This is a genomic window from Pantoea sp. ABR1s (genome assembly GCF_057812235.1).
On sequence record NZ_JBSZSY010000004.1, the window covers coordinates 314,119 to 334,881 of the forward strand.

At 48.9% G+C, this 20,763-nt stretch carries 21 protein-coding genes; 9 read left to right on the forward strand and 12 right to left on the reverse strand.

The features are described 5' to 3' along the window. The first annotated feature begins 117 nt into the window (after positions 1 to 117). The gene (uraH, locus tag ACXKZD_RS22620) at positions 118 to 528 is read left to right on the forward strand and encodes a hydroxyisourate hydrolase (protein ID WP_061703437.1); all 411 of its coding nucleotides are present in this window, start codon (positions 118 to 120) and stop codon (positions 526 to 528) included. Positions 529 to 533: 5 nt separating this feature from the next. Continuing rightward, positions 534 to 1,025 carry a GlcG/HbpS family heme-binding protein gene (locus ACXKZD_RS22625; RefSeq protein ID WP_061703436.1) on the forward strand — a complete coding sequence of 164 codons (492 nt, stop codon included), beginning with the start codon at positions 534 to 536 and terminating at the stop codon, positions 1,023 to 1,025. 188 nt (positions 1,026 to 1,213) lie between these two features. Here the strand turns inward: ACXKZD_RS22625 and ACXKZD_RS22630 are convergent, their stop codons facing one another. Further along, positions 1,214 to 2,131: an AraC family transcriptional regulator gene (locus ACXKZD_RS22630; protein ID WP_061703435.1), complete on the reverse strand. Its 918-nt coding sequence runs from the start codon at positions 2,129 to 2,131 to the stop codon at positions 1,214 to 1,216. A 98-nt stretch (positions 2,132 to 2,229) separates the two neighbouring features. Here ACXKZD_RS22630 and ACXKZD_RS22635 point away from each other — a divergent pair, with 98 nt between their 5' ends. Further along, entirely contained in the window at positions 2,230 to 3,297 is a 1,068-nt protein-coding gene (locus ACXKZD_RS22635; protein WP_488982349.1) for an aldo/keto reductase, read from the forward strand. 709 nt (positions 3,298 to 4,006) lie between these two features. Further along, positions 4,007 to 5,026 (forward strand): LacI family DNA-binding transcriptional regulator, encoded by a 1,020-nt coding sequence (locus ACXKZD_RS22640; protein ID WP_033760284.1) that lies wholly within the window; start codon positions 4,007 to 4,009, stop codon positions 5,024 to 5,026. Positions 5,027 to 5,890: 864 nt separating this feature from the next. On the opposite strand, the gene ACXKZD_RS22645 is transcribed toward ACXKZD_RS22640, so the two are convergent. Together ACXKZD_RS22645 and ACXKZD_RS22650 are read right to left on the reverse strand one after the other, a co-directional pair. Continuing rightward, on the reverse strand, positions 5,891 to 7,828 hold the full coding sequence (locus ACXKZD_RS22645; RefSeq protein WP_172609052.1) for a methyl-accepting chemotaxis protein: 1,938 nt from the start codon (positions 7,826 to 7,828) through the stop codon (positions 5,891 to 5,893). 345 nt (positions 7,829 to 8,173) lie between these two features. After that, a complete protein-coding gene (locus ACXKZD_RS22650) occupies positions 8,174 to 9,064 on the reverse strand; it encodes a LysR family transcriptional regulator (protein WP_400369008.1) in 891 nt (296 codons plus the stop codon). A 120-nt stretch (positions 9,065 to 9,184) separates the two neighbouring features. Between ACXKZD_RS22650 and ACXKZD_RS22655 the strand changes: the two genes are divergently transcribed. Beyond that, a complete protein-coding gene (locus tag ACXKZD_RS22655) occupies positions 9,185 to 10,726 on the forward strand; it encodes an MFS transporter (protein WP_400369006.1) in 1,542 nt (513 codons plus the stop codon). A gap of 146 nt (positions 10,727 to 10,872) precedes the next feature. Here the strand turns inward: ACXKZD_RS22655 and arsH are convergent, their stop codons facing one another. Then, positions 10,873 to 11,571 carry an arsenical resistance protein ArsH gene (arsH, locus tag ACXKZD_RS22660; protein ID WP_033760278.1) on the reverse strand — a complete coding sequence of 233 codons (699 nt, stop codon included), beginning with the start codon at positions 11,569 to 11,571 and terminating at the stop codon, positions 10,873 to 10,875. Between the two features lie 86 nt (positions 11,572 to 11,657). Between arsH and ACXKZD_RS22665 the strand changes: the two genes are divergently transcribed. From ACXKZD_RS22665 to arsC, 3 genes are read left to right on the forward strand one after another with little or no spacing between them, the layout of a single operon-like run. After that, entirely contained in the window at positions 11,658 to 11,978 is a 321-nt protein-coding gene (locus ACXKZD_RS22665; RefSeq protein ID WP_022624488.1) for a transcriptional regulator, read from the forward strand. Positions 11,979 to 12,023: 45 nt separating this feature from the next. Next, a complete protein-coding gene (locus tag ACXKZD_RS22670; RefSeq protein WP_033786925.1) occupies positions 12,024 to 13,313 on the forward strand; it encodes an arsenic transporter in 1,290 nt (429 codons plus the stop codon). Positions 13,314 to 13,325: 12 nt separating this feature from the next. Next, a complete protein-coding gene (gene arsC, locus ACXKZD_RS22675; RefSeq protein ID WP_033786923.1) occupies positions 13,326 to 13,751 on the forward strand; it encodes a glutaredoxin-dependent arsenate reductase in 426 nt (141 codons plus the stop codon). Positions 13,752 to 13,864: 113 nt separating this feature from the next. Here arsC and ACXKZD_RS22680 read toward each other — a convergent pair whose 3' ends face one another. Both ACXKZD_RS22680 and ACXKZD_RS22685 read right to left on the reverse strand, forming a co-directional pair. Further along, positions 13,865 to 14,305: a GNAT family N-acetyltransferase gene (locus tag ACXKZD_RS22680; RefSeq protein ID WP_033760268.1), complete on the reverse strand. Its 441-nt coding sequence runs from the start codon at positions 14,303 to 14,305 to the stop codon at positions 13,865 to 13,867. A gap of 253 nt (positions 14,306 to 14,558) precedes the next feature. Next, positions 14,559 to 15,785 carry an MFS transporter gene (locus tag ACXKZD_RS22685; protein ID WP_033760266.1) on the reverse strand — a complete coding sequence of 409 codons (1,227 nt, stop codon included), beginning with the start codon at positions 15,783 to 15,785 and terminating at the stop codon, positions 14,559 to 14,561. Between the two features lie 108 nt (positions 15,786 to 15,893). Between ACXKZD_RS22685 and ACXKZD_RS22690 the strand changes: the two genes are divergently transcribed. Then, positions 15,894 to 16,844 carry an AraC family transcriptional regulator gene (locus ACXKZD_RS22690; RefSeq protein WP_201500556.1) on the forward strand — a complete coding sequence of 317 codons (951 nt, stop codon included), beginning with the start codon at positions 15,894 to 15,896 and terminating at the stop codon, positions 16,842 to 16,844. A gap of 188 nt (positions 16,845 to 17,032) precedes the next feature. On the opposite strand, the gene ACXKZD_RS22695 is transcribed toward ACXKZD_RS22690, so the two are convergent. From ACXKZD_RS22695 to ACXKZD_RS22720, 6 genes are all read right to left on the reverse strand, one after another. Continuing rightward, positions 17,033 to 17,518, reverse strand: coding sequence for a GNAT family N-acetyltransferase (locus tag ACXKZD_RS22695; RefSeq protein WP_223565892.1), 486 nt, complete (start codon positions 17,516 to 17,518; stop codon positions 17,033 to 17,035). A gap of 331 nt (positions 17,519 to 17,849) precedes the next feature. After that, on the reverse strand, positions 17,850 to 18,257 hold the full coding sequence (locus tag ACXKZD_RS22700) for a hypothetical protein (protein WP_457183234.1): 408 nt from the start codon (positions 18,255 to 18,257) through the stop codon (positions 17,850 to 17,852). A gap of 612 nt (positions 18,258 to 18,869) precedes the next feature. After that, positions 18,870 to 19,115, reverse strand: coding sequence for a hypothetical protein (locus ACXKZD_RS22705; RefSeq protein WP_488982259.1), 246 nt, complete (start codon positions 19,113 to 19,115; stop codon positions 18,870 to 18,872). Positions 19,116 to 19,267: 152 nt separating this feature from the next. After that, the gene (locus ACXKZD_RS22710) at positions 19,268 to 19,507 is read right to left on the reverse strand and encodes a hypothetical protein (protein ID WP_192073112.1); all 240 of its coding nucleotides are present in this window, start codon (positions 19,505 to 19,507) and stop codon (positions 19,268 to 19,270) included. 116 nt (positions 19,508 to 19,623) lie between these two features. Continuing rightward, positions 19,624 to 20,046 (reverse strand): hypothetical protein, encoded by a 423-nt coding sequence (locus ACXKZD_RS22715; protein WP_010247334.1) that lies wholly within the window; start codon positions 20,044 to 20,046, stop codon positions 19,624 to 19,626. Between the two features lie 48 nt (positions 20,047 to 20,094). Continuing rightward, complete coding sequence (locus ACXKZD_RS22720; RefSeq protein WP_223564369.1) at positions 20,095 to 20,247, reverse strand: hypothetical protein; 153 nt, start codon at positions 20,245 to 20,247, stop codon at positions 20,095 to 20,097. Positions 20,248 to 20,763: the final 516 nt, after the last annotated feature.

A 20,763-nucleotide genomic window follows, 5' to 3' on the forward strand; every position in this document is an offset into this window, starting at 1 on the left:
ATTTATGACCGCCCCAGTGTTTCAGCGCCAGATGACAATATGGTCATCTTTCTGACAGGCAGAACGAACAACCGTACAGGTATAACTGCGGGGTGATTAACACCGGAGTATTAAAAAATGAAAAAGAGTCTCACTGCCCTGGCCCTCACCACGCTGCTTGCCGTTCCCACGGTCACCTTAGCGGCCAGTAAAAATCCGCTGAGCGTTCACGTGCTGAACCAGCAGACCGGGCTGCCAGCCTCAGAGGTTGAGGTAATGCTTGAGCAGAAACAGGGAGAAAGCTGGAAAGTACTGAATACCGCCAATACTAACCAGCAGGGTCGGATAGATGCCCTGTGGCCAGCAAAGCCCTTTGAGGCGGGTGACTATCGGGTGATTTTTAAAACCGGTCACTATTTTGCGGCACATCAACAGCAGAGTTTCTTCCCCGAAATCCCGGTGGAGTTCCATATCACCAATACCACGACCACCTATCACATTCCGTTGCTGCTGAGCCAGTACGGTTATTCCACCTATCGCGGGAGCTGAAATAAATGAAACGTTTACTGCTGGCATTGATGCTGACTACCGGACCTGCCGTGGCGCTCGCTGCTGAGCCAGCCTCCGTCTATGACATGACGCAGGCGCTGAGTAATCAACTGGCAACGGAGGCCTTGTCCGTCTGCCATAACATGAATCGTCAGGGCGTGGTTGCCGTGGTGGATCGGGGTGGAAATCTGGTCACGCTGATGCGGGATGACAACGTGGGGCCGCACAATACCCAGGCGGCATGGCGTAAAGCGTTTACTGCGCTCTCCACCAAAACGCCGACCAGACAATTGACCATAAAGGCGCAATCCTCACCGGAAAGCGTCAATCTGAATACGGTTAATGAGCTATTGCTGCTTGGCGGCGGCGTGCCGGTGCAATATCGCGGCCAGTGGATCGGCGCTATCGGCATGGCGGGCACCGGCGGCGCGGAATCCGACGATCAATGTGGGACCGAAGCGATTAACAAAGTGCTGGGTAACAGCAAGCAACCGTAATCATGATGAACGCGCGGCGGGTATATTTCTGCCATACATGGGCAATAAACTGTTCCCCATGTTGTTTAGATAAGTCGCCGCCAGAACGGCTGCTTTGTGCCAGAAGCGGACATTGTATATTTGAATACTGCGGTAAATTTTTGATAATTATGCATATGCATTAAAAAGACAATTATCGGAGTGGCCTGTTAACAGTTCTTATGCAGATTACGATAGCCTCCTGGCGTTCTTCCGGTATGACGTTTGAAGGCCAGAGAAAAAGAGGGAACAGATTTATATCCGGTTAATCTGGCTATCTCAGTAATACTTAAGTGATGCTTTCTGAGTTCAGCGCATGCCAGCTCCATTCGCCATGACGTCAGATAATTCCCGGGCGTTGAACCGGTAAGCTGATGAAACCTACTGGCGAACGCACTGCGGGACATAGCCGATTTTGCAGACAGACTTGCCAGCGTCCAGTCTGCAGATGGAGAAGAATGTATCAGTGTCAGTGCGGGTCCTATTTTCCTGTCACCGAGGGCATTCAGCCAGGATGTCCCTTTCTGATTAATCTCTAAGTATTCCCTCAGCATCTGCACCAGAACAAGTATTGCCATGCTACTGGCCACAATGTCGTGTCCGGGACGAAGCGCTGATGTTTCATGCGAAAGCAAAGTGATAAGGGCGGTGAGTGCAGGAGAAGAACTTTCCTCTCGTCGTGAAACCAGCACCTGAGGCAGATGTTTTAAAAGCAGCGGGCTGGAAGCCTCCTCAAATACGAATCTCCCCCCAATCCCCTCACTGATAAGTTCTCCCTGTCCGTAGCGGACCACACCATCCGCTTCACGGTGAGAAGAGAAAATCTGCCGTCCGTCACTTACCATCAATGCCGGACTTGAGCCACAGCAGTAAGCGTCACCCGAAGTCAGAAGATAGAAGTCCCCTTTTTCAAGCAGCAGAGGCTGTATTCCGTCCATCCAAAGCCAGAATTTCCCCTCAAGCACAGTGCCGAACTTAATGTGTTTATAAGAGGGAAACCGCATTGCCCAGGGGCCACGTGCTTCCATACGGGCCGTAAGGATGGCCTCTGCCTTCAGAAGTGAAAGAATATCAGACAACGGATCCATAACTTCCTGGACGAATGAATAATAAAAAAGGGATTTCTATAATAAAAGAAAGCGTTTGTCTGCGTCATTATCATTTGAAGCTTAACGGAGAAAACAAAATGAAATACGCAGAACTGGGTAAAACTGGGATTTATGTTTCACGCATTTGTCTCGGGACGATGACATTTGGCGGGGCGGATAATGCCGCCGGTAATGCCATCGGCCGCCTGACGGGCAAAGAGGCGGACATTATCGTTGGTGAGGCGCTGGACGCCGGCATCAATTTTATTGATACCGCGGATATCTACGGTATGGGGGGCTCTGAAAGCGTGCTGGGCGAAGTGCTGGCACAGCGACGCAGTCAGGTTTTTCTTGCAACAAAAGCGCACAGCAGAATGAATGCGGGCGCAAACGATGCAGGGCAGTCGCGCTATCACCTTATGCAGGCGCTGGAAGCCAGCCTTAAAAGGCTTAAGACCGATCACATTGACCTTTATCAGGTCCACAATTTTGATACCGTAACACCGATTGAAGAGGTTCTGCGGACACTGGACGACATGGTGCGTCAGGGCAAGGTTCACTATATAGGCTGTTCGAATTATGCCGGCTGGCAGATTGCCAAAGCTTTGGGTATTTCAGGTGAACATAAGCTGGAGAAATTTGCCAGCGTACAGTCTTTTTATTCACTGGCCTGCCGCGACATTGAACATGAACTCCTTCCGGCAATTAAGGATAGCCAAACCGGACTGTTATGCTGGAGCCCTCTTGCAGGAGGCCTGCTTTCAGGCAAATTTGACCGCAGTGGTAGTCATGAGGCCTCTGCAAGACGCGCAAAAATTGAATTTCCACCCGTTGATAAAAGCCTGGCATGGGACATCGTGGATGTTCTCAAAACAATTTCTGAAAAACACCGCACTACTCCTGCCAGCATCGCAATAGCCTGGCTGCTGTCTTCTAAGCAGGTGACGAGCGTCATAGCGGGTGTGCGCAATGTGCATCAGCTCAGAGATAACCTTAGCGCGCTGTCTGTTAATCTCAGCGAGGAGGAAAAAGAAATGCTGGACAAGGTCAGTCATCCGGGTACACGTTATCCCGGATGGATTCAGTCATATAATGCCGCGAGCCGCTATCCGGCAGGCTTTCCTGATACCGGGCCTAACTGGATATTAGGTGAATCCCCTGTTTAACACGGGCTCAGAGCTATAAAAATAACTAAGCTTTTAATAACTTTGCTGAGTCCGGGTTCCTGACGGGCTCTGCTGACTCAGGCAGTGAACATTATGGTTAGCATCTATTGCTGTTAACATCTTCAATTTAACTCACTCATGCTGTTAGTTCCTTACGCCGGCTGAAAACTTTCGTAGAGAGTAAAATTTTATCCTATCAAACTATTATTAAGTATAATCTAATATAAAAGCTGATTGACATGGTAAGGCTGAATATTAATGTTCTTCATATGCATCTATTTGTTGCATGAAAAAAGGGTCTATATTTAAATCGCGTCAAAAATCCAGAGTAAATAATACTTTAAATATTGCCATTATTTATTGTGGCAAATAATTCTACTCATTGTTTAATGATATGATTCTGTTAAAAATTAAATGCCATTTTGGTCAAACTTAGAGTCGGCTGATTTGTTCGTAAGGAATGCGATGTCTCGCAGCGTTGCTTTTGAAAAAGTTCTATAAGTTCAAGTTAATTTTTATGCGAGTAAGTTTTATGTATTTCTTAAAGTAGAGTTTTGTTGGAGTGTTACTCTTAATTTTAAGTGAAATTTATTTGTCTTTTATGTGAAAAGAATATAAATTGAAGTTAAGATTGTAACGCTGGCAGTGTTATAGATTACTTACTATAGTTTGATAGTGACGAAACCTGTTAAAGTAAATATGATAAAATATGAAAAAATTAACTATTACTGAGTTTGCAAAGAAAATAGGTGTAGGTGTTGCAACAGTTGATCGGGTGCTTAATGATCGGGGTGGAGTATCGCCGGCCATGGAGAATCTAATACTCAAGGCCGCCCGTGATGCGGGACTTAAGCGTATTCTGCCGGAAAAGCATAGACCCTCCTGGCAGCTTGAGGTCCTGTTGAGCAGTAATAAATCTTTTTTTTTCGAACAGCTTGCTAAAGATTTTTCCATGCTGGCGGATAACTTAGGCTATCGCAGAATAACACTTCATAAAACTTTATTCTCTGAAGCTTCTCCGGAAAAAATGGCAAAACACATTGAAGCCAGCAGTAAAAAAATGGACGCTTTGATTATATTTGCACATGAGAGCCCACTTATTTATGAAATGCTGACCCTGTGTAAATCTCGCGGTGTCCCGGTAATAACCCTTGTGGCAGATTTACCAGGATCTGATAGATTGTGCCACGTAGGAATTGATCAATATAGCGCAGGCCGTACATCAGGCTTTGTACTTGGTGGTATGCTACCATCACATGGGGACGTGGTGATAATTAGCGGCCGTACGCAATACGCAGTCCATCGTCAGCGTGTCGATGGCTTTATTTCAGTAATGCAGAAATTTTATCCTAAAATCAATGTGCGCGAACCTATTTACAGTCAGGATGAACGGGAGCTTATCAGTCTTTTATTAAACCGAACCCTTGCATCTGATAAAGATATTGTCGGAATTTATAATACAGGCATGGGTAACACTCAGGTTAGTGAGATTTTGAATGATTATAATCTTAGAGGTAAAGTAGTTTACGTCACTCATGAACTTTACAATACAACACGGCAATTACTCGAACAACGAGTGCTGACATTGACCATAGATCAAAATACGTTGAGGCATGCTCAGCTGGCAATAACACTGGCGCTACATTATCTTGAAATGGGTGAGCAGCCTGATGAATACAAGTCAGGAAAGGTTGATTTTATGCTGTACACTCCTGAAAATTATAGGTGATATAAAATTGGTTACGATTGATTCAGAATAATGGCCCCCTCATTAGTACTCTTAATCTTCCGCTGGTTGGTAAAACCCCTATAACTCTGAATGTCGGACCGCAACGAGCTGTCGCAGATACAATATGTTGTAGTTTTCTAAGCTACTATCGATACTACACATAGTAGATTCAAGATAAGCGGCAAGCCAACACCAGGCCAGGGATTCAGGAGTTTTCAGCCACTGCACGTCTTCGGCCCCCTGCGGTTTTTTTTTGCCTAAAGCGGGTTATTTATCCTACAAATACCGTGGGATCCGTCCGGAACGCGGCCCGAGATACGCTTGCTATCTTGCCGATGCCTTTTATCATTAAGCTCAAACGGCGGCTGCTCCGACCGGCCACGATAAGAGCAAAAGCCACTGAATACCTCTTTGAACCGCCTGCACGGCGGTTTTTTTATTCTTCTCTCGGCGTTACGTGATCGGCAGCACATGGTTTGTGCCGTTCGCTTTTTTTTAGCAAGGCTTACAGGTGACAGCGTTCGCTGAACGCCGGATTTTCCGGGATGCATAACCTTTTCTCCCCGGCTGCTTCCGCAGCTGACCCACTCAGATGGCGGTTTTTTGCCTGTCGCCTGCATGTGCGATAGGTATGTTATGTCTATTTTGGCAAAACTACACTGTCATCGTACATTTGACGGCCGCTTTTCGCTCAAAGCGGACCTTGCAGCACGTATGTCCGCTTTGTGCCAAAGTTACGTAAGGAAGGAATTAAGCCATCCCGTAGGATGGCTTATGAGATACTGTTACTGAGATGACAGACCTCAGAAATGCGCCGACAGCACGCCGTTTACAGACATATAAAAGAAGCACTTAACGGAAATTTTAACCAGCGTTTGTGCGGAACACGCTAACAGCGTCCCTCAGATTAGCGGCTCGACTTGCAAGTTCATCAGCAGACGATGCTGACTCTTCAACGAGCACGGCATTCTGCTGTGTGACCTGATCCATCTGAGTAACGGCAATATTTATCTGCGATACGCCTGCACTTTGCTCTTCTGAAGAAGATGAAATTTCTCTCACCAGCTGTGCTGTCTGTTCAATCGCATCCATACTCTCCTTCACTTTTTCACCTGCATCCCGGGCCATCGAAATGCCCTGCTCAGCATTCTCCACAGACTTTTCGATCAGTCCTTTAATTTCTTTCGCCGCGCCAGCCGAGCGCTGTGCCAGCGACCTGACTTCCGCCGCAACAACGGCAAAGCCTTTACCGTGCTCACCGGCCCGGGCAGCTTCAACAGCCGCGTTTAACGCGAGAATATTCGTCTGAAACGCAATCCCATCAATGACAGAAATGATTTCCTTAATCTGCCCTGCACTGCTGCTGATTTTCTCCATGGAACCCAGCACTGATTCCATTGCCTGACCGCCACGCAATGCCGCGCTGGTAGCCGAGCTGGCCATTTCTGCAGCATGGCGGGTGTTTTCAGCATTGTTGCCGATGATCGAAGAGAGCTGTTCCATACTGGCGGCTGTTTCAGCCAGTGATGCAGCCTGTTCTTCCGTCCTCGCAGAAAGATCGCCGTTACCGCGGGCAATCTCCTCAGATGAGGTGGCAATGGTGACGGCATTAGATTTAATGTTTTCTACCGTCACCGTCAGGCGCTGACTCATCTGCAGTAATGCCTTAAGCAGACCGGCTGTTTCATTGCGTCCTGTCACGGAAAAAGATGCTGTCAGATCGCCTTCTGCTACTTCAAGCGCAAGCTTTGACGCGGCACCGATAGGTCGTGTAACAGAACGGATAATGATCAATGCGAAAAAGACAGAAAGCAGGACCATAAAGAGAAGAACGCTCAGCAAACCATACTGTGCATTCCGGTGGTCCGTAATCTGCTGGTTCAGCATGTCATTCAGTTCATTACCGCCCGCAATCGCGTAGGTACTGAATCTGTTAATCGCGCTGGTAAAAATTGCGGCATAGTCCTGAGGATTCTGATTCGTCATACTGCGGCTAATAAATAACGCCCCTGCAGTTTTCAGGGCATTTTGGGCTTCCTGCACGGCCGCGTCTGCATCGGCACTGAATTTCTGCTTCAGCCCTGTATCAGACGAAAAAAGCTTCTCTGAGTCCTGAGCAAACATATCCAGATTATAGGCACCCGTGCTGATTAATGATTCCATACGGACAGAGTCAGCCTCACTAACGGCTTCTTTCCTGGCAAGCAGTGAAGTCCCGAACGCACGAATTTTACCCAGACTTTCGGTAAGCTCAGGCAATGATGAGAAATTGCTGATAATCAGGCGGTACGTACTGATATCTGAATCAAGCGACAAACCGTAAAAATCCAGCACGTCGCGGTTTGTGTTAAGAAGTTTGCGGATGAGTTGCGCATGTGCGTCAAGACTGGTCGTTTGATTCAGTTTCGAAGCATCAATGTCCTGCTGCAGCGCGTCCCACTGTGCACGCACCCCATTGATTTTTTCGATTAAACCCGCACTGCCTTCTGTCTGCGCCATCTCTTTCTTGATGGCATCGGTGATAGTAACAATGTCATCTCTAACACTTAGACGCGATGAGGTGGCAGGATTTTTTTGCGCAATAGCGAGGGCTGTTTCAGCGCGATGGCGCTGTATCAGATTCAACAGGGCAAGGATTTTGTTTTCAGCAGGCACTCCTGTTACTTCTTTCTGCTTGTCCTGAATATATTTATTACCTTCTGACACAAAAAGCACGGTAGGAACTGAAAAAAGAACAAGGCAAAACAAGCCCATAATTGCAAACTTAGCGGTAAGATTAATATTGTTAAGAATATTACTCATTTTTACACCCTGCTGAATTAATTTTTATAAGAACACAAATAATGCAGATTAAAAGCATCTTAATCATCATTATCGGTTAACTATTCTTTAACTTTATAGCAGGCGTAAGAAAGAGAATATTTAGGTTGAATCGCAACAAGGTCTAACCTGTTACCCAGTAATTAGACAATACTGATGTTAACAATTACCTCATAAGAGGTAGGAAAGATTGTTAATATCAACTTCTCTCTTAACGAATTTTATACATGATTCATGTCCACTTTGTGCCAGGAGCGGACGTTCATGATTTTGAGATAAGCATAAAAGTGCATACGATTTCAGAAAGCATTAACTGCCTGGTACAGATTACAGAGACAGGCCGGACTCACCAATAAAATCGACAAAGCAGCGTATTCTCGGTGAAAGATACCGGCTAGCCGGCCAGAGTGCCGAGAAAACCCCCTGCCTGGTACAGCTACCTGGCAATACCTCTTTCAGTTGCCCCGTGTTCAAAGATTCGCGAACGACAAAACCGGGCACATAGCAAATCCCCATACCTGACAGGCTCAGGCGAACAGAAGCCTCTATATTATTTACGGTCAGTACAGGGGCTGTCCTCAAGTCAGTACCCGGGCACATACCGCGCAGTTCCCAGGGCTGGAGCAGCCCAGTTGAAGGAAAACGTAAAGAAATGCACCTGTGCATCGTTAAATCCGCTGGCGAGCCGGGCACGCCATACTCATTCAAATAGTCAGGGCTGGCGCAGAGCACAAAACGAAAATCACCAACCTTTTTAGATTTCAGTCGGGAGTCCGTCAGTTCACCGCTTCGTATGGCTATATCAAATCCTTCATCAATGATGTTTACCAGCCGGTCGCTGAAATCGAGATCGAGTTCTACATGAGGATAACGGCGGGAAAAGTCCGGCAGAATAGGAAGGATCAACCTGTAGCCAATGACAGGAAGTGAAACCCTGAGCCTCCCGGCAGGCTGCGCTAAGCTGCTCGTCAGTTCTGACTCCGCCTCCTGTAATTGCTCAAGGATATGCTGGCAGCGGATTAATAAAGCAGCCCCCTCCGCTGTCAGACTCACGTTTCTTGTACTGCGGTATAAGAGACGTACGCCCAGTTTATGCTCAAGTCTGGCGACATTCTTCCCGACCGCTGAGGCAGAAATCCCAAGCAACCTTGCGGCCTGTACAAAACTTAGCGTCTCCGCTGTCCGGACAAACGAAGTAAGAGAGGTCAGACTGTCCATTGATTATAAACTTAATGTCCGTTAATAAGAGATTTTCAGTGTATTTATTCACTCTGATGTCTGCAATAACATTACTGAAGTTGTTAACCCATCCGCTTTTCGGAAACATAAGGTCACCCAATGGCAACTTCAGCCAGAACACCCAGTCCATATGCCAGGAATATGGCAGCCTTTTCTGTCTATCTGGCAGCTATATTGCTGCCGTTAAGCTTTACCGGTGGTGTAATCTCCACGCCGGCAATACAACAGGCGCTTGGCGGCTCGCCTGCCGCGCTGTCATGGCTGACGAATGGATTTATGCTGACTTTCGGCAGTTTTTTGTTGTCAGCCGGTGTTGCTGCGGATGTTACTGGCAGAAAGCGCATTTTTACCGCAGGCTCAGCCCTGTTTTGCCTGAGCAGCGTTATGATCTGCCTGACACAGGATATCTTTATGGCTGGGTTGTTCAGGTCACTGCAGGGTCTTGCGGCGGCCTTGATATTGGCCAGCGGCAGCGCCGCACTGGCCCGTCTCTATGAAGGTCCGGACAGGACTCGGGCCTTCAGCGTACTTGGCACTATGTTTGGCGTGGGCCTGGCGTTCGGCCCTGTGTTGATGGGTTTCATTACGGATGCTTTGGGCTGGAGATGGTTGTATGCCATGTTAGCTCTGCTTTCAGGCATTGTAATTTTGACTGGTGCTGCGTTTCTGCCAGCATCAGAGGAGAGCGGACATCAGAAACCAGACGGCACAGGATTAATCATGTTTACTGCAGCCCTGATGTTATTTACATCAGCGGTGATGCTTATACCTGCCTTTGGGTTTTTATCGTTTCCCACACTCGCCCTTTTCATTTCCGCCATGCTGCTTTTCAGCGGGTTTGTAGTGCGTTGCCTGGGGGTTGAAAATCCTGTTCTGGATATCTCTCTGCTGCTGCGCCCGCGCTTTGCCGGCGTTCTGCTACTGCCGATAGCAACATGCTATTGCTATGTTGTGCTGCTGATTATTATTCCGCTGCATTTTATGGGCGGTGACGGGATGAGTGAGTCCCGGAGCGCTTTTTATCTTATGGCGCTGACGTCTCCAATGCTGGTTTTCCCTTCCATTGCCGCACTGCTGACAAGGTGGTTTTCTCCAGGAACCGTTTCAGCTGCAGGACTTATTATTGCATCAGTCGGGCTGCTTTTCCTCGGATACGCACTACCGGGTAACAGCAGTAATTTTCTTGTGCTTTCACTGATTATGACCGGTACCGGCGCTGCGCTTCCATGGGGACTGATGGATGGTCTGGCACTTTCAGCTGTATCTGTGGAGAAAGCGGGCATGGCCGCAGGCCTCTTTAATACCGTTCGCGTTGCCGGAGAAGGGATCGCTCTGGCGATGGCGTCAGCATTTTTAAAAGAAATGAATGATTTGAATCTGAAAAACACCGTTCACGGGTATGCGCCAGAGGTCATTCACCAGGCTGCCGCATGGCTGGGGGGCGGCAGTACTGAGCAGGCCGCTGCGATGTTACCCGGTATTTCACGATTATTGCTTCAGGACAGTTATGACACTGCGTATACGTTTCTTTTTAGAGTTCTGGCTGCTGTCACGCTGATTTGCGCGCTGATGGTCTGGATCACGCTGGGTCGGCAGAGGCAAGGCTGTGCTGCAGGCAATACGCTGGCCAGAGATGAGTGAAAAATCGTGATCGAATAAGGTCGTAAGCGTTCATTTCATCGCATCCGCTTTTCGCTCATAGCGCGCATTATCCGATGTCAGACCACTCTATGCCAGGAGCGGACGTTGTTGAGTTCACACAGCATGAATTCATGAAAACAGGAACGTCATATTTTGTCTTGATTAACGCGGGATGAAAGCTCCTCATGGCTCTCTTTTCGTTCACTGTAGCGATCGGCAAGGTAACCGGTCTGTCCCTTGAGTATAAGGGTGATTTTAAACAACTCTTCGGCGACATCGACGATACGATCATACCAGGACGAGGGTTTCATTCTCCCGTTCTCATCAAATTCCTGCCATGCTTTGGCCACTGAAGACTGGTTGGGGATCGTAAACATCCGCATCCAACGTCCCAGAATTCGCATCTGGTTCACGGCATTGAAAGATTGCGAACCGCCGCATACCTGCATGACCGCCAGAGTTTTTCCCTGGGATGGGCGAACGGCCCCTTCGCTTAAGGGAATCCAGTCGATTTGTGCCTTCATCACGGCACTCATTGCCCCATGCCGCTCCGGGGAACTCCACACCATCCCGTCACACCACCTGACCAACCCGCGCAACTCGGTGACTTTTGGGTGCGTATCCGGGGCGTCGTCCGGCAGGGGTAAACCTGAAGGGTTAAACAGTCTGACCTCCGCTCCCATCGCCTCCAGCAGGCGACCTGCTTCCTCTGCTGTAAAACGACTGTAAGAACGCTCTCTTACCGAGCCATACAGAATCAGAATGCGTGGCGGCTCATGGAGCTGCAGACGTTCAGCAATATGATGATCGAAGCAATCAGCGTTCAGGGCAGGAAAGTGCTCCATTTTTTCTCCTTCGGGTGGCTCTGGTGATTTCAAAATAAACACATATGATTTAACATATATGTATTCTAAAGGGAATGGAGTAATAAATGCTACAGCCTGTTCAGCTTTTTAAGATCCTGTCGGATGAAACCCGGCTCGCAATTGTCATGCTTCTCCGGGAATCGGGCGAACTGTGCGTATGCGATATATGTGCGGCTACCACTGAATCACAGCCTAAAATTTCCCGTCACATGGCTATCCTGCGTGAGGCTGAACTGGTACTGGACCGTCGGGAAGGGAAATGGATTCACTACCGTCTCTCACCCCACATGCCCGCATGGGCCGGCGAGACGATAACGACGGCATGGCACTGCCTGCGCGATGATGTGCGTGAACGACTGGAAAAATCCGCATGTACTTCCTGCTGACAAGCTTAATCACATACACATAAGCATATATAAAGGAGTCGGAAAATGTTTCTGGCAGGAAGTATCTTTATACTCACGCTGGTCCTGGTCATCTGGCAGCCCAGAGGCCTCAGCATTGGCTGGAGCGCAAGTATCGGAGCCGTGCTGGCGCTGGGAATGGGAGTCATCCACTTTGAAGATATCCCTGTCGTCTGGAATATCGTCTGGAATGCAACAGCGGCGTTCATTGCGGTAATCGTCATCAGCCTGCTGCTTGATGAGTCTGGGTTCTTTGAATGGGCCGCACTGCATGTTTCCCGCTGGGGTAACGGGCGCGGTCGCCTGTTGTTTACGTGGATAGTACTGCTTGGCGCTGCTGTTGCTGCGCTGTTTGCTAACGACGGTGCAGCACTGATACTGACACCGATTGTGATTGCGATGCTGCTCGCTCTGGGGTTCAGCCAGGGAACGACACTGGCATTTGTCATGGCTGCAGGATTCATCGCTGATACCGCCAGCCTGCCGCTGATTGTCTCTAACCTGGTAAATATTGTCTCGGCGGATTTCTTTGGCCTGGGCTTTACGCAGTACGCCTCCGTGATGGTTCCTGTGAATCTGGCAGCCGTTGCTGCCACGCTGGTCATGCTGCATCTCTTCTTCCGCCGCGATATCCCTGCCAGATATGACGTCTCACTGCTGAAGATTCCTGGCAGTGCGATTAAGGATCCTGCGACGTTCAGGGCTGGCTGGATTGTTCTGCTGTTCCTGCTGGTCGGTTTCTTTGTTCTTGAGCCGCTGGGGATCCCTGTCAGCGCTATAGCAGCAGTTGGCGCAGCGGTGCTGTTCGTGGTGGCAAAGAGGGGCCAGGCCATTAATACCGGGAAAGTGCTTCGCGGTGCGCCCTGGCAGATCGTGATTTTCTCGCTGGGTATGTATCTGGTCGTCTATGGCCTGCGTAATGCCGGACTCACTGAGTATCTTTCTGCCGTACTCAATATGCTGGCAGACAACGGTTTATGGGCTGCCACGTTCGGCACCGGCTTCCTGACTGCCTTCATGTCGTCGGTGATGAACAATATGCCGACGGTGCTGATTGGTGCGCTGTCCATTGAAGGGAGCACTGCGACTGGCGTCGTCAGAGAAGCAATGATTTACGCCAATGTGATTGGCTGCGATTTAGGTCCCAAAATTACCCCAATCGGGAGTCTGGCAACCCTGCTGTGGCTGCATGTACTGGCACAGAAAAACATGAGCATTACCTGGGGATATTACTTCCGGACAGGCATAATTATGACCCTGCCCGTGCTGTTCGTTACTCTGGCCGCGCTGGTATGGCGGCTCTCTGTCACTTTGTAATGAGATACTGATATGAGCAATATTACCATCTATCATAACCCGGCCTGTGGCACCTCACGTAACACGCTGGAGATGATCCGTAACAGCGGCAACGAACCAACAATTATTTATTATCTCGATACGCCACCGACACGAGAAGAGCTTACCAGGCTGATTTCAGAAATGGGGATTTCTGTACGTGCATTGCTGCGTAAGAATGTTGAGCCTTATGAGCGATTGGGTCTGGATGAAGATAAATTTTCTGATGCGCAGTTGATCGATTTTATGCTTCAGCACCCGATCCTGATTAACAGGCCGGTAGTAGTGTCACCATTAGGGACACGACTTTGCCGTCCCTCAGAAATTGTGCTGGATATTCTCCCTGAAGGTCAGAAAGATTCTTTCACCAAAGAGGATGGAGAAAAGGTGACTGATGAGGCAGGGAGACGGTTTAAGTAACCTGGCGAGTTCACATTAGCGGACACCGGGCGTCCGCTTCCCGCTCATAGCGGCCCTTCCAGAGCGCAGGTCTTCTGCGTGCAAAAGCGGAACTCGATGAGAGATGAAGAAGATCAACTATCACGTTGCTTTTCTAACCGGATGAAAGTGCCATCCAGATTTGCTTTATTACCCCAGCCGAGTTGCATGTAAAATTTTGCCGCACGGCTGTTTTCATCGGTTTCCAGCCAGGCAATTTCGTGATGTCTGAATAACTCCTGTTCCGCAAGCATAGTGAGTCTGCGACCTATACCTCTGCTTTCGTATTCAGGAAGAACAAAAAGACCATAAAGGCAGCCTTTATCCTTTAAAATCATTGAAAAACCGATAATTTCGTCATTATCACAGGCAACCCATGCACAATGGTCGTTTTTGATCATATCGCCCACGACGCTTTCTGTGATCCCCATTCTTCGCATTTCTTCGCGGCTCAGATGATTCTCCGTAACAGATGTTCGGACTGAGAAAATTCCATCAACATCAGAAAGTTGTGCTGGCCTTATACCTATACTCATAAGACTTACTCCATGTATGACAAAGCTAAATCCTGATGATAATGAATTCAGATCCTCTTAGGAGCCACAGAACCGTCAATGAGATGCCTGCTATTTATTTTCCGTTCCTCGCTCAAAACGCATTTTAACCAGCTTCTGCAGTTAACCCGCCCCTTTGCCAACAGACTCAGCCAGCAGGCCCGGAACGCTGTGCGGTCCGGGGATGTTAAGCTGTTCGATTGAGGTGTCCCAACATATTAAAATGCCACTGAAATTATATGCTTTGCGTTCCTTCAGCTGATGGCGAGACCCTGACCCGGAATGCAATAACCAGCGCGGCAGTAAGCATGATACAGGCAGCTGTAATGAATACCCCCGTCACCCCGTTGAGGCCATATATCAGGCCACCTATTGCTGCACCCGCGGCAATGGAGGATTGGACGGCGGCGACCACCATACCCCCTGCGCTCTCGGCCTCATCGGGAAGAGTCCGGGCGACCCAACCTGACCACGCCACCGGTATGCCACCAAATGCCAGCCCCCACAGCATGACCAGCGCTGTAAGCCCGGCGATTGATAACGGCAGAGTGATCATACCCAGTGCCGCTGCTCCAACCAGAGCAGGCATAATAATCAGCGTAAAACGCAGGCTGCGTTCCATCAGCCACCCTGCCGACAGTGTCCCGATAAAGTTAGCAACGCCAAACACCAGAAGTATTAATGCCAGCCCTTTTGCGTCTATGTGTGCGAGTCCTTCCAGCGCAGGCCGTATATAGGTAAACAGCGCATACTGGCCGGTGTGTGCAAGCACGCACCCCAGCATGCCCACGCTCACGCCCGGCCTCTGGAGCAGAGAAAATACGGATGCCGTCCTGGTCCTGACTACCGGCGGCATTCCGGGCAGCGTCAGCCACTGAAAAATAAAAGAGAGTGCGCCAACCGCAGCAGCGGCAATAAACGCGCTACGCCAGCCAGACATCTCGCCCAGATAACTTCCCAGCGGTACGGCAACAACAGTACCTACCGCGATTCCACTAAAAATGATCGACAGCGCCCGCGGTACCAGCCTCTCCGGCACTAGCCTCATCGCAACCGCCGCTGCCATACTCCAGAATCCACCCAACGCGATACCCAGCAGGATGCGCATTGCCAGCAGCATGACAATACCTGAAGAGAGCGCCACGAGCAGATTTGAGAAGATCATAAGGGCGGTAAAGCTCAACAACACGACGCGCCGGTCCAGCGCACGCGTTAATCGCGGTATCAGTAATCCGGCAAATAACGCAATCACCGCCGTCACTGTTACGGCCTGTCCTGCAAGAGATTCTGACACACCCAAATCCCGTGCAATAGGCGTTAATAAGCTGGCAGGCAGGTACTCTGCGGTGAGCAGGCCAAAAACACCCATGGTTAACGAAAAAACCGCAAGCCAGGCTGGCTGGATTTTCTCATCTCTTTGCACTCTTTCTTTGTGAACCCTGATAGAAGTTTCATCCGTCATTTCTAAGTCTCCTGGAAAGTCGTTTCAGGAGAAGAAGTCTATTCAGGCGCAGCTGGATGATCTATGCTCTAAAACCCTCACTTTTTTACCCAAAACCCGAAAAGGCATATGACTTCATCCTTCGCTCTGTCATCAGAACTCATCAGCGAGCTGCTTTCCGGTCTACGGCTATACGGCGTGCGATATCAGCGTATCCAGACGGGAGATACGTTTGGCCTGAACTTCGCAAGCAGGCCCGGTCATGCTTATCTGCACTACGTCGCTGTAGGGGAGATGGTGCTTCATAGTGCAAACGGCGAAGTTCTTACGCTTTCAGCCGGAGAGGCTGTATTTCTTCCCCACGGCGAACGGCATCAGCTTTTGTCGGCAACAGCCGCCGACGTGCTGGATATCGACAATATTGAAACGGCACCACTCGATGAAAAAGTGAGTGGGATTGATACCTGCCCGAGTACTCAGGAAACGCCAGGTGCTGTGCTGTTTTTTGGTTGTATGAAAATCGATCTGGGAAGCATGCAGCGGCTGGCGGATGTGCTGCCTGAAATTATGCATGCCAATGCAAAGGGGATTCAGTGGCCGGGACTCATGCATATCCTTGATGCGATGAAGCGTGAGATATGCTCCGGACGCGTGGGCTATGCAGGTATTCTCGCCAGGCTTGCCGATGTGGCTGGAGCGATGTTTATCAGAGGATGGGTGGAAGACGGTTGCGGCAATAGCCCTGGCCTGGCTGCAGCACTGCGCGATCCGCGTCTGGCTCAGGCCATCCTGGCGATTCATCGCGAACCGGGCCGCGACTGGAGCGTGGCAGAACTCGCCGCCGAATCGCATATATCCCGCTCCGCATTCGCCGAAAGGTTTCAGACCACCATCGGCGTCCCACCGCTACGGTATGTAACGGAAGTAAAGATGCATCTCGCTGTCCGCTGGCTGTCGTCAGAAAACATTACTGTCGACACCGCATCGCAACGGTTAGGATACTCCTCTCAGGCTGCTTTCAGCCGGGCTTTTAAGCGTGTAACGGGCAAGTCTCCAGGCGCGGTTCGTTTGCTTAGCTAATGGTGTTTTATCCCTGGCGGGGCTAGCAGTAATCGCGACGTAGTTTGACTTCCTTTGTGCTCCAGCAAAGGCAGCATCAAATAAATAAATCACATTAAAAACAGTATCCGCTTTTGGCATATACCGGTCATCAGCCCGATGACAGTTTACTTTGTGACAGGAGCAGACGTCAGTTCCAATTAATATAGTCAGCGCAATGCCTTTGAGAAACAGATAGCTTCTGTCCTGCCTATATATGGGCCGTAATTCTCAATAGGGACATAACCATTTTTCATGTAGAAATTTACAGCACGATAGTTGATGTGGCGGGTTTCCAGCCTAACTTCGATATATCCCATCTCTTTTGCTGATTTTTCAAGGAAAGTGAGTAAAGCACCACCAATCCCTGACTCACTTCGGTCTGAAAACATTCTTTTAAGCTCGGCTATATTTTGGGTAAAAGGCCGTATAGCACCGCATCCCACAGCTCTGCCTTGAGAATTCTTTGCTAATGCCCATAAAGCTTTGTCATCACTCATTGCTTGGGTGGTGAAATTGCTTTTGCCGTTATCACCAGTAATAGCGGCAAGTTCTGCTGATAGCATTTCGATTAAACGATGGGTTTCTGAAGAGAATGGATCAGATTTTTCTACTTTTATCATGGTTATACCCTGCAGGATGAGTGTGACCAACATAAAGCATCCTGCTAAGAAAAGCATCAGCTCAAAACGGGTAAAGGGATATCACCTATTTAAACCATCCCTGGGGTCATGGTTGCTCCTCACTCATAGCGGACATAAATCTGAACTTAGTCTGGCCCGCCTCATTGCAGCTGCCAGAAATTAATACAAAGGTAATACAGTTTGAACGTTAAACTGGAAGGCATACGGACATGATAGCAGTTTAAATTGCTCATCGGCCGGATAGGTGACAGCAATTGTCGAAGCATTTTAATCATAACATGGCTGCAAAGATATGAGGTTCACTATCAAGTTAATATAGTAAACAGGGACTTTTAAAACACAATTAATTTAAAAGCCATCCTATACTAATGCTTAAAGCATCAGCGGAAAAAATATTAGTTTTTTTGCAGTTTCTCATTTTATAAAAGAAGCCGGAATGCGCATTTTCGATGATAAAACGATCATCGTAATTAGGACGTCTTACGAAGGTTATTCCGTTAACAGTAGCCTGCTGTTTAATACCACCTATGACACTTTCAAGCGCTGGGGATGTTACCTCATTACCCAGCATTTTCACTTTGTAGTTACTTCCATTGTCTTCAACGACAGCAGCTTTTGGCAAAAGCTGCGTCTCTGTATGAGAGCTGGTTATCCGGACATCACATAAATATGTCCCCAAGCCTAAATCTTCAGCTGCGGAACATAAACCGGAAAAACACAAAGCAATCATACAATAAACAAATTTATTCATATCTGTCTTCCAGGACTTTGGATCGTTAAAAAATCGTTATCGGCAAAATATTTTGTGACTTGAGGAGTTGGTGATGTCATACGTGGATAGAGCTGATTTATGGATATTAATTTTTGTTTTGGGTAAGGTTAGATGAGCCGGGTGCTATGTTGGATGCAATGGTAACAGTCAGTCATTAAGAACGGAACGTCCGCTCCTTGCTCATTACGGACGTTCACCGCCTGTATCTTCTTTTTATGTTGCGATCCTTAATATCCTGGCATGATACGAACGGCTTTCAGCTCTAATGCAACATAATATCTGTGACCAGCATGCCGCGATTCAACCCGTTCCCCTGCAGAAGAGGCCGGGCGGGAAATGGATCGTTGGTGGTGCCGGATAAACTGCCATCACTCAGGCTGACACTATGCGATGTCTTTTAAGGAAGATCGGGATTTACTGGTGCCGGTAAAAACGACTGATATGACTTTACCGGCTTTCGCAGTTCAGGCCTGGCAACTCGGTGTCTCCGCATTGCCTTGCTGTCTGCTTAGTCTGTATGCATGAAGTCGCCGGGGTAATTAACCTCCGGCAGACCACGTTAACGGCATAGGGATAACTATTTAGCTCCACTCATCCCGGGAGAACCATCATGTCCTCCCTCATTCCCGCCACTGCCACCCTGCCCGCCGACGCCGCCATGACCCGCATCGCCTCCGTTTCCGCCATTACCTGATCCGTCACCATTACCGCCGTTCCCTCCATTTCCTCCGTTTTCACCACCATTACCGCCGTCGCCGCCATTTCCGTTGCTGCCAGAACCAGCATTCCCTCCGTCTCCCCCGTTTCCGTCACCGCCACCGTCACCACCGTCGCCACCGTCGCCGTCTGCCCATGCCGCAGTGCTGAATATTCCGGCCGCCAGAGAAGAGGTTACCGTGAGTACGACCATGAAAGGTCTCAGTAATGCTGAGGTGAGAATAATGAGATATACAGCTTTCATGAGAAGGTTTTTCATATCATCCTCTGCGCTATGACTTATATGCCGCCGCCGCTATCACCGCCATCACCACCATCACCACCATCACCACCATCACCACCGGATGAGTTGTTCCCGCTTCCTCCGTTGCCACCATCCCCTCCATCGGCTCCGTTAGTGCCGCCATTTCCGCCATCTCCGCCATTTGAGTTGGAGCCTGTACCAGCATTACCGCCGTTACCGCCATCCCCTCCGTTTTCGCCCGGACCACCGTCCCCGCCGTTTCCACCATCAGAAATCAGTGATAAGGAATCAGGAAAAGGAATCGGGGAGGCCGGAGAGGCATAACCGCAGTGTGTAAAAATCACCAGTATCAGAGTGGAGCACCTTAGTAGGGTACGGTATCGTTTACAGATGTTCTGACTGGTCATTGTTACCTCCATCACCGCCAGCACCTCCGGGCGCATTGTCAGTTGAACCACCATCACCCCCGTTGCCACCATTGGCGCTACCCTGTCCATTTTTATGATGTTTGTGGTGTTTATGGTAGGGTTCAGTCGCGGCGCCTGCCCCATTCCCCCCATTTCCGCCGTTACCACCTGTAGCAGAACCGTTACCGCCGTTACCTCCGTTCAGACAGCCTGTACCGGGCACGCCGTCTTTACCACTTTCTCCATCAGGCGAACTGCCGTTCCCATCTTGTCCGTTCAGGCTCTCACAGGCAGACAGCTGAATAGTGTCCTGCGGGAGTGTCTGACTGAATACCGGCAGGGAAAGGAGCAGCCCTGCAGATAGTGGAAAAAAAATCAGCGTGTTGTGTAGCTTTGACATAGAAGTTTCATCCTTTAATTAATGGCCGCCTTCATGAGGCGACCATTTTTAGTTAGATTCTGCAGCCTGATTACGCACCGCCGCCATCACCACCACCACCATCGCCACCGCTGTCACCACCATCACCGCCGCCGTCACCGTCTCCGGAACCATTACCGTTAGCGGAGCCGTTGCCAGTGCCGTTATCATTACCGCTGCCATTCCCGTTACCGCTGGCGCTGTTATTTCCTCCATCGCCGCCAGGGCCACCAGGAGAATTAGAACCAGAACCCCCGTTGCCGCCGTCACCTCCATTAGCATCGCCGACAAGTAAGAAGGTCTGTGGGGAGTGATTCGTAAACGGTTGGTTATGTAACGGTGCAGCGACTGCAAGTCGCGCCGCAGAGAGGACAAAAACAGCCAAAGCAAGCGTTAATTTTTTATGTCTCATAATCCATCCTTAAAGATAATAAATACATGAGATAATCGCTGGCCCACCCCATAGCTAATGAGCTATTTCATTAAAAGTAAATTATCTAAAAAATAAAAACTATGGAGTGTAATGAAACGTTTTTCGTTGTTTTATAATGTTTTCGTTTAATTTTAAAAAAAATTTTCGGGGATGCTATTTTTTAACTAACTAGTTAATAGCTAATGACATTAAAGGCTAATAATTACTCTGCTAACAATTTACTCTTTTCATGAAATAATACATATTACATTTTTATTAAGGCACTT